The sequence below is a fragment of the Lutibacter sp. genome (genome assembly GCF_041562875.1).
Lineage (GTDB): Bacteria > Bacteroidota > Bacteroidia > Flavobacteriales > Flavobacteriaceae > Lutibacter.
Genome location: NZ_JBFFOE010000104.1, coordinates 1 through 8,119 on the forward strand (window position 1 = coordinate 1; position 8,119 = coordinate 8,119).

10 protein-coding genes and 1 pseudogene are annotated in these 8,119 nt (G+C 29.3%); 7 read left to right on the plus strand and 4 right to left on the minus strand.

Going from position 1 to position 8,119, the window contains the following annotated elements:
* Nucleotides 1-36: 36 nt before the first annotated feature.
* Nucleotides 37-915 (minus strand): CoA ester lyase, encoded by an 879-nt coding sequence (locus ABY863_RS11555; protein ID WP_372794980.1) that lies wholly within the window; start codon nucleotides 913-915, stop codon nucleotides 37-39.
* A gap of 33 nt (nucleotides 916-948) precedes the next feature.
* The gene (gene citD, locus ABY863_RS11560) at nucleotides 949-1,236 is read right to left on the minus strand and encodes a citrate lyase acyl carrier protein (RefSeq protein WP_372794982.1); all 288 of its coding nucleotides are present in this window, start codon (nucleotides 1,234-1,236) and stop codon (nucleotides 949-951) included.
* A gap of 460 nt (nucleotides 1,237-1,696) precedes the next feature.
* Between citD and ABY863_RS11565 the strand changes: the two genes are divergently transcribed.
* Together ABY863_RS11565 and ABY863_RS11570 are read left to right on the plus strand one after the other, a co-directional pair.
* Nucleotides 1,697-2,281: an NUDIX domain-containing protein gene (locus ABY863_RS11565; protein WP_372794984.1), complete on the plus strand. Its 585-nt coding sequence runs from the start codon at nucleotides 1,697-1,699 to the stop codon at nucleotides 2,279-2,281.
* Nucleotides 2,282-2,308: 27 nt separating this feature from the next.
* Nucleotides 2,309-3,022, plus strand: a complete 714-nt coding sequence (locus tag ABY863_RS11570; RefSeq protein WP_372794986.1) for a 3-ketoacyl-ACP reductase — start codon at nucleotides 2,309-2,311, stop codon at nucleotides 3,020-3,022.
* 83 nt (nucleotides 3,023-3,105) lie between these two features.
* Here ABY863_RS11570 and ABY863_RS11575 read toward each other — a convergent pair whose 3' ends face one another.
* Nucleotides 3,106-3,447, minus strand: coding sequence for a cupin (locus tag ABY863_RS11575; protein ID WP_372794988.1), 342 nt, complete (start codon nucleotides 3,445-3,447; stop codon nucleotides 3,106-3,108).
* 98 nt (nucleotides 3,448-3,545) lie between these two features.
* Between ABY863_RS11575 and recA the strand changes: the two genes are divergently transcribed.
* The 5 genes from recA (at nucleotide 3,546) to ABY863_RS11600 (ending at nucleotide 8,006) form a co-directional block, all read left to right on the plus strand.
* Nucleotides 3,546-4,556: a recombinase RecA gene (gene recA, locus ABY863_RS11580; RefSeq protein WP_372794990.1), complete on the plus strand. Its 1,011-nt coding sequence runs from the start codon at nucleotides 3,546-3,548 to the stop codon at nucleotides 4,554-4,556.
* A 211-nt stretch (nucleotides 4,557-4,767) separates the two neighbouring features.
* Nucleotides 4,768-5,214 (plus strand): ATP-dependent zinc protease, encoded by a 447-nt coding sequence (locus tag ABY863_RS11585; RefSeq protein WP_372794992.1) that lies wholly within the window; start codon nucleotides 4,768-4,770, stop codon nucleotides 5,212-5,214.
* Nucleotide 5,215: 1 nt separating this feature from the next.
* Entirely contained in the window at nucleotides 5,216-6,097 is an 882-nt protein-coding gene (gene rimK, locus ABY863_RS11590) for a 30S ribosomal protein S6--L-glutamate ligase (protein WP_372794994.1), read from the plus strand.
* A gap of 14 nt (nucleotides 6,098-6,111) precedes the next feature.
* Nucleotides 6,112-7,059 carry a succinylglutamate desuccinylase/aspartoacylase family protein gene (locus ABY863_RS11595; RefSeq protein ID WP_372794996.1) on the plus strand — a complete coding sequence of 316 codons (948 nt, stop codon included), beginning with the start codon at nucleotides 6,112-6,114 and terminating at the stop codon, nucleotides 7,057-7,059.
* 5 nt (nucleotides 7,060-7,064) lie between these two features.
* Nucleotides 7,065-8,006 (plus strand): ABC transporter ATP-binding protein, encoded by a 942-nt coding sequence (locus tag ABY863_RS11600; RefSeq protein WP_372794998.1) that lies wholly within the window; start codon nucleotides 7,065-7,067, stop codon nucleotides 8,004-8,006.
* Here the strand turns inward: ABY863_RS11600 and ABY863_RS11605 are convergent.
* Nucleotides 8,003-8,119: pseudogene (locus ABY863_RS11605) on the minus strand (dUTP diphosphatase); the annotation flags it as partial. The gene ABY863_RS11600 and the pseudogene ABY863_RS11605 sit on opposite strands and share 4 nt — an antisense overlap.

The following is an 8,119-nucleotide window of genomic DNA, read 5'->3' on the forward strand; positions in this document are numbered from 1 at the left end:
CTTCGCGACCTATTATATTTTTCATTAGTTTTTAATTTAAATTGAATTAAAATCAATATTTGCTAATTCAAGAACTTGAGTTGCACGTGTCATTATAGGTGCGTCAATCATTTTTCCATCAATGGCAAAAACACCAATTCCAGCTAATTTATTCTTCTTAAATTCCTTTACAATTCTATATGATTTTCTAATTTCTTCATCTGTTGGCATATAAACATCATGAATAACATCTATTTGTCTTGGGTTAATTACAGCCTTTCCTGAAAAACCAATTTGTTTGGCATATTCGGTATCTATACGTAAACCTTCTTCGTCATTAATATCAACAAAAACAGTATCAATAGCGTCAATTTTATTAGCTTTAGCAGCCATTACAATCATTTTTCGGGCTAAATCTATTCCAGATCCATCTTTGGTACTTTTTATATTCATATCAGCAGTTAAATCTTGACCGCCAATAGTAATAGCATCAACTCGTTTTGAAAATTTTGCAATTTCAAAAACGTTTTGCACCCCAAGTGCAGTTTCAATCATTGCATGAATAGTCATTTTATCATGTGGTAGATTGTGTTTATCTTCAATAGCTTCAATAATTTTGATAAGGTTTGCTAATTCTTCTACGGTTTCGGTTTTTGGATAACGTATTGCATCTGGTTGAAGTGGTACTATTTCTTCCAAATCTTCTAAACCAAATGGTGTGTCTAAATGGTTAATTCTTACACATACTTCTGTAGTATAAAAATTGATGGATTTTAGCACATTTCTAACTAAAATACGAGCCGCATCTTTTTGATTTAGAGCTACGGCATCTTCTAAATCCAATAATATACTATCGGCACCGTATACGCCCCCTTGTTGTAGCATTGCTGGATTATTACCAGGAATATACAGCATTGTTCTTCTATTTTTTCTCACAATAAATATTATTTTATAAATATGTAATTATTATTATAGTGTTCCTTTTTGTAAATCACAGGCTCTCATAATTGCAGTTTCTAAACGAGCATTAATTGTAGGTTCTAGAGCTCCTTTATCTTTTACAATTAAATGAATATCAGTAATGCTATATTCATCTAATTTATTTGTAATTAATTTTTCAATAGAATCTCCGAATTCTAACATTACAGATGAGTCAATTTCAATATTTCGTCCTGAGTTTTCAATAACAGGTTCAATTAATATAATGATATCACTTGATTCAAATGATCCTGATTGTGCTTTTTTAATAATTTTCATAATTAATATTTAAATTATACTATAAAATAGAATCCTTAAATCATTTTTAATCTATGATTTTGAGACTAACATAAATACAGTTTTTAACGAACTAATTAGGTTTATTAAAGTCAATAATTAGTAAAAGACCCTAGTCAAACCATCTATTGATTTTAAACCAATAACGTAACAAAATTAGGGAGTTGTTTTTTGTTTAACAAGCTATTTTTTTAATATTTGAGCGATTTATATTATATGTATTGTGATGAAAGAAACACATCATTTATTACAACAAGTAACGCTTAAAACTATAAAATAATTGGATTCAATGCTTAAAAAGGTATTAAATGAATAGTTGTTTATTCTTGTTTTTATAAATTTCACGAATCTAACAAGTCTAAATATACTGTTAGAAAATGGAAATTCATACATTTGAAATGTTAAAATAAAAATTGAGACAGATTAATTTTGAACTAAATTTATGGCGAATTCTAAAGTTAAAATAAACAGTATTAATAATTTATCAAATAATTATTATAAATTAGATAAAATAAATTTCGATTATCAGCTTAAAAATGGTTCTTGGCAACAGCAAAGTCGCGAAAGTTACGATAGAGGTGATGGAGCAGCAATTTTATTGTATAATCCAACTAAAAAAACAGTGATTTTAACTAAACAATTTAGAATGCCAAGTTATTTGAATGAAAATGAAGATGGCATGATGCTAGAAGTTTGCGCTGGTTTGCTAGATGATGACGATCCTTTAACTTGTATAAAAAAAGAAGCTGAAGAAGAAACAGGATATAAAATAAACAACCCAACAAAACTATTTGAAATTTATTCAACACCTGGAGCAGTTACTGAAAAAATCCATTATTTTATTGCTGAATATAATGATGAAATGAAGATGAATGAAGGTGGAGGTTTAGAAGAAGAAACAGAAGAAATTGAAGTTTTAGAATTAAATTTTGAAATAGCTTTAACAATGATTTCCACAGGTGAAATTTGCGATGCAAAAACCATTATTTTATTGCAATATGCTCAAATTAATAAATTAATATCTTAATAAAGAACTAAAAAAATTGAATCCAATATGGAATTAAAGGGTAAAAAAGCCATCATTACAGGTGGAAGCAGAGGTTTAGGAAAAGCCACAGCAATTGCATTTGCAAAACTAGGAATTGATGTTGCAATTACAGGTAGAAATGAAGAAAAACTAAAAGAAACAGTCGCTGAATTAAAAGGTTTAGGAGTAAATGCAACATATGAGGTTTTTGATGTTGGAAACTATGATGAAGTTAAAGTTGGAATCAAAAATATAATTTCAGCTTTAGGAACAGTTGATATTTTAGTAAACAATGCAGGAATTGCTGCTTTTGGTACTTTAAATGAAATGGATGCAACACTTTGGGAAGAAATTATTAAAACCAATGTTTTAGGAATTTATTACGTTACAAAAGAAGTGCTTCCGTACTTAATTGAAAAAAATGAAGGTGATATTATCAATATTTCTTCAACAGCAGGTTTAAGTGGAAACGCTTCTACTTCAGCATATTCTGCTTCAAAATTTGCGGTTATTGGGATGTCACAATCTTTAATGAAAGAAGTACGTAAAAATAATATTAGGGTAAATACATTAACACCAAGTACCATTGCAACTGATATGGCCTTGGATTTAGGAATTACGGATGGAAATGTGGAAAAAGTATTACAACCAGAAGATTTTGCTCAGTTAATTGTAGCTGGATTGCAATTACCGCGACGCGCTATGCTTACAAATGCTTCGTTATGGTCTACAAATCCATAAAAAGTGATATAAAAATTATATTTGTTCAACACTTCAAAAAAGCAATAATAGTAATTGAAGTGTTGAACAAATAATACTATTAATTAACTTTCAGTAACCTTAATTACTCTTTCAACAGTATCTAATTTTGATAAAGTTAAACGTACAATACTATCTTTTTTAGCAACCAAATCATGAGGTATGCTGGCTTCAAGCGAAACCAAATCTCCTTTTACCAAATTGTATAAAGTTCCATTCACTCCAAAATCAATAGCACCTTCAAAAATCTCAACAGTAATAGGAAATGGCGTTTTATGTTCCTTCATAAATTGAGCTTTTTTAAACACAATTCTAATTTCTTTAGTAGTATCAGTTTCAAATAATACAGCAATTGAAGGTTTTAATTCGTTGTATAGTATATTTTCTAATAATGATGATTTTTTCATTGTAAAACTGTTGATATTATTTATAAACAGTCCAAATATACTCAATACTTTTTTATATTTTAGCCCTAAATTAGTTTAACACATTTTTAAAAACGATTATGGCAGAAGATAAAGAAAAAGTTGCAAAATTAAAAGCATTACAACTTACACTAGATAAATTAGACAAAACTTATGGGAAAGGTGCTGTAATGAAAATGGGAGATGTAGCTATATCTGATATAGAAGCAATTTCATCAGGATCTTTAGGATTAGATATTGCTTTAGGAGTTGGTGGTTATCCACGTGGTAGAGTAATTGAAATATATGGACCAGAATCATCAGGTAAAACAACATTAACGTTACATGCAATTGCAGAAGCTCAAAAGGCAGGTGGTATTGCAGCTTTTATTGATGCTGAACATGCATTTGACCGTTTTTATGCTGCAAATGTTGGAGTTGATATTGATAATTTAATTATTTCTCAACCAGATTATGGTGAACAAGCATTAGAAATAGCCGATAATTTGATTAGCTCGGGAGCTATTGATATTGTAGTTATTGACTCGGTTGCTGCATTAACACCAAAAAGTGAAATTGAAGGTGAAATGGGTGATTCTAAAATGGGATTACACGCACGTTTAATGTCTCAAGCTCTTCGTAAATTAACAGGTACAATCCATAAAACAAATTGTACAGTAATTTTTATAAACCAGTTACGTGAAAAAATTGGTGTTATGTTTGGAAACCCTGAAACTACAACAGGTGGTAATGCATTAAAGTTTTATGCATCCGTTCGTTTAGATATTAGAAGAAGAACACAAATTAAAGATGGTGAAAAAGTTATTGGGAATAGCACTAAAGTTAAAGTAGTAAAAAACAAAGTTGCACCACCTTTTACAGTTGCTGAATTTGATATTATGTATGGTTTAGGTATTTCTAAAACAGGTGAAATATTAGATTTAGGTGTTGAATTTGGAATTGTGAAAAAAAGCGGTTCATGGTTTAGTTACGGTGAAACAAAATTAGGACAAGGACGTGATGCTGTAAAAGCATTAATAAAAGACAACCCAGATTTAGCTGAAGAATTAGAAGGAAAAATTAAAGAAGTTATAAATAGCGCAAAAGAGTAATAATTAATTATATAAATATTAAAAAGGAAGCAATATCATATATTGCTTCCTTTTTTAATAATCCTAACTCATTATTAATAAATAAGTTATTTATATTATTTCAGTAAACATACCACAAACAATATTTATTCAAATACTTTTCTATACCAAATAATAGTCTACTTTTGGCAAAGTGAAATAAAATTTTAATTATAGAATTTAGTAACATCTTTTGAAAAATAATAACATAAAATTACTAATTGGTAGAACCGATATTGTCGATTTTCCAAAACTAGAGTTGTTTGGTATCCATGTAAAAATTGATACGGGAGCCTATACTTCTAGCTTTCATTGTCATGACATTAAAATTGAAAACAATATTTTAAAATGTCAACTTTTAGATCCCGAACATCATAAATTTCAAGATATTCATTTTGAATTTAGTGAGTTTTCTCAAAAAAAAGTAAAAAGTTCAAACGGTCAAATAGAAAACCGATACTTAATAAAAACCGAAATATTCATATTTAATCAAGTATATTCTATCGCATTAACGCTTTCAGAAAGAGGATCTATGAAATATCCAGTATTATTGGGTAGAAAATTTCTATCTAAAAAATTCATAGTGGATACTTCAAAAAAAAATATATCTTTTAAAAATTTAAATACAAAAACTAACTAATATGAAAATTGTTGTTTTATCAAGAAACCCAAATTTATATTCTACTAAAAGACTTGTTGAGGCAGGTAAAGAAAGAAATCATGAAATAATTATTGTAGATCACACAAAATGCGATATTATTATTGAAAGAAAGAAACCAGCAATTAGATATAAACATGAATTACTAACTGATATTGATGCAGTAATACCAAGAATTGGTGCATCAGTAACTTTTTTTGGAACTGCCGTAGTACGTCAATTTGAAATGATGAAAGTTTTTACAGCTGTTGAATCGCAAGCATTAATGCGTTCAAGAGATAAATTAAGAAGTTTACAAGTACTTTCAAGAGCAGGTTTAGGTTTACCAAAAACAGTATTTACAAATTATTCAAAAAACGTTGCTGATGTTATTGAAAGTGTAGGAGGAACACCTTTAGTTATAAAATTATTAGAAGGAACACAAGGTTTAGGTGTAGTTTTAGCTGAAAATGATAATGCAGCAACATCTGTTTTAGAAGCGTTTAACGGATTGCAAGCACGTGTAATTGCACAAGAATTTATTAAGGAAGCCAAAGGTGCCGATATTAGAGTATTTATTGTAGATGGAGAAATAGTTGGAGCTATGAAACGACAAGGAAAAGAGGGGGAATTCCGTTCTAATTTGCATCGAGGAGGTACAGCTGAAATTATAAAATTATCAATCGATGAAAAAAATGCAGCTTTAAAAGCCGCTCGTGTAATGGGCTTAGGAATTGCTGGAGTAGATTTATTACAATCGGCTCGTGGACCACTTATTTTAGAAGTAAATTCTTCTCCAGGATTAGAAGGAATAGAAGCTGCAACAGGAGTAGATATTGCCGGTAAAATAATTCATTATTTAGAGAGACATGTGGATATAGATTAAATTTATTTATTACTATGAAAATTCTAAATCATAAAATTGGGTTTGAAGAATCTGTTCAAGTTAAAATGGATTTTGCGAGGCTTAATACACGCGATACCATTGAAGTGCCAATAATTGTTGAGCGCGGGAAAAAAGACGGTCCTTGTTTATTATTAATTGGTGGTGTTCACGGTGACGAAACCAATGGTGTTGAAATTGTTCGTCAAATTGTAGCCAAAGGTCTAAATAAACCCGAAATAGGAACCATTATTTGTATTCCTCTTTTAAATGTTTTTGGATTTATAAATCAAACCAGAGAATTTCCTGATGGAAGAGATTTAAACAGGGTTTTCCCAGGTTCAGATAAAGGGTCATTAGCAAGTAGATTTGCGTATCATATTATGAAGGAAGTAATTCCTCATGTTGATTATTGTATTGATTTTCATACTGGAGGTGCACAACGTTTTAATTATTCTCAAATAAGAATTGATGAAGGGGATGATGAAACATTGAAATTGGCTAAAATTTTTGCTTCACCTTACATTGTTTACAGTAAAAGTCAAGAACGCACTTTTAGAAAATCTATGGTTAAGTTAGGAATAAAAGTATTGTTGTTTGAAGGTGGAAAATCACTTAATTTAGATAAAATAGTTACAAAAGTTGGAATTCAAGGCACTATAAATGTAATTCACGAATTAGGTTTGAGAGATTTTTCTTCTAAAACCCCAAAAATTAATACTGATAATCAACCCATTATTATTAAAACTTCAAAATGGATTAGAGCGAAGCATTCTGGGATGTACAGATCAGATGTAAGTGCTGGTCAAAAAGTAGCAAAAGGCATAAAATTAGGAAGTATTTCTGATCCTTTTGGTAATTTTGAAAAGGATTTTAAAAATAATCAAGAAGGATATATTTTAAACTCAAACCATTCACCAGTTGTAAATCAAGGTGATGCACTTTTTCATATAGGATTTGAATAAAACAGGTGTTAAAAGTTAAAAACATATCATTCGGTTATACTTCAAAAGAAGTACTTAAAAACATCAATTTCACCGTTAATAAAGGAGATTATGTTGCTGTTGTTGGTGAAAGCGGTTGTGGGAAAAGTACACTCTTAGAAATTATTTATGGCTTACTTCATATTGAAAAAGGTTCGGTTTATTGGAATAATGAAAAGTTATTAGGACCAAATTTTAAGTTAATTCCAGGAGAAGATTTTATGAAATACTTACCACAGGATTTTGACTTAATGCCTTACATAACTGTTGAAGAAAATATAGGTAAAAATATTTCAAGTTTAAACCCAAATAAGCAACAACGAATTAAAGAATTATTGGAAGTTGTTGATATGTCAGACTTTTTAAAAACAAAGGTTAAAAACTTAAGCGGAGGTCAAAAGCAACGTGTAGCCATTGCGAAGGTAATTGCAAAAGAACCAGAAATATTATTGTTAGATGAACCTTTTAGTCATATAGATAATTTTAGGAAAAATAAATTAAGAAGAAGCCTTTTTAAATATTTAAAATCTAAAAATATTATGTGTATTGTAGCAACACATGATACCACTGATGCACTTTCTTTTGCTGATGAAATTTTAGTAATTAGAGACGGAGAATTAATTGCTAATAACACGCCAGAAGCATTATATAAAAACCCTAAAAGTGCCTATGTAGCTTCATTTTTTGACGAAATAAATGAAATACCTTTAAGTGAAATTGATTCAAAAAATACTTCAAAAGAAACAGTTTTATTATACCCAAATCAACTAAAATTAATTAAACATTCAGATTTAAAAGCTAAAGTTATAAACTCTTATTTTAAAGGAAGTTATTATTTAATAGAAGCTGAATTAAATGGGAAAATTATTTTTTTTGAACATACTTCACCACTAAAAAAAGGTAATGAAGTATGTATTGAGATTTTTTAAACTCCTGTACTTCCAAATCCACCTGCTCCGCGCTCAGTTTCACTTAAAACTTCAACAATATCCCAGTTTGCACGTTCATGTTTTGAAATTACTAATTGTGCAATACGCTCTCC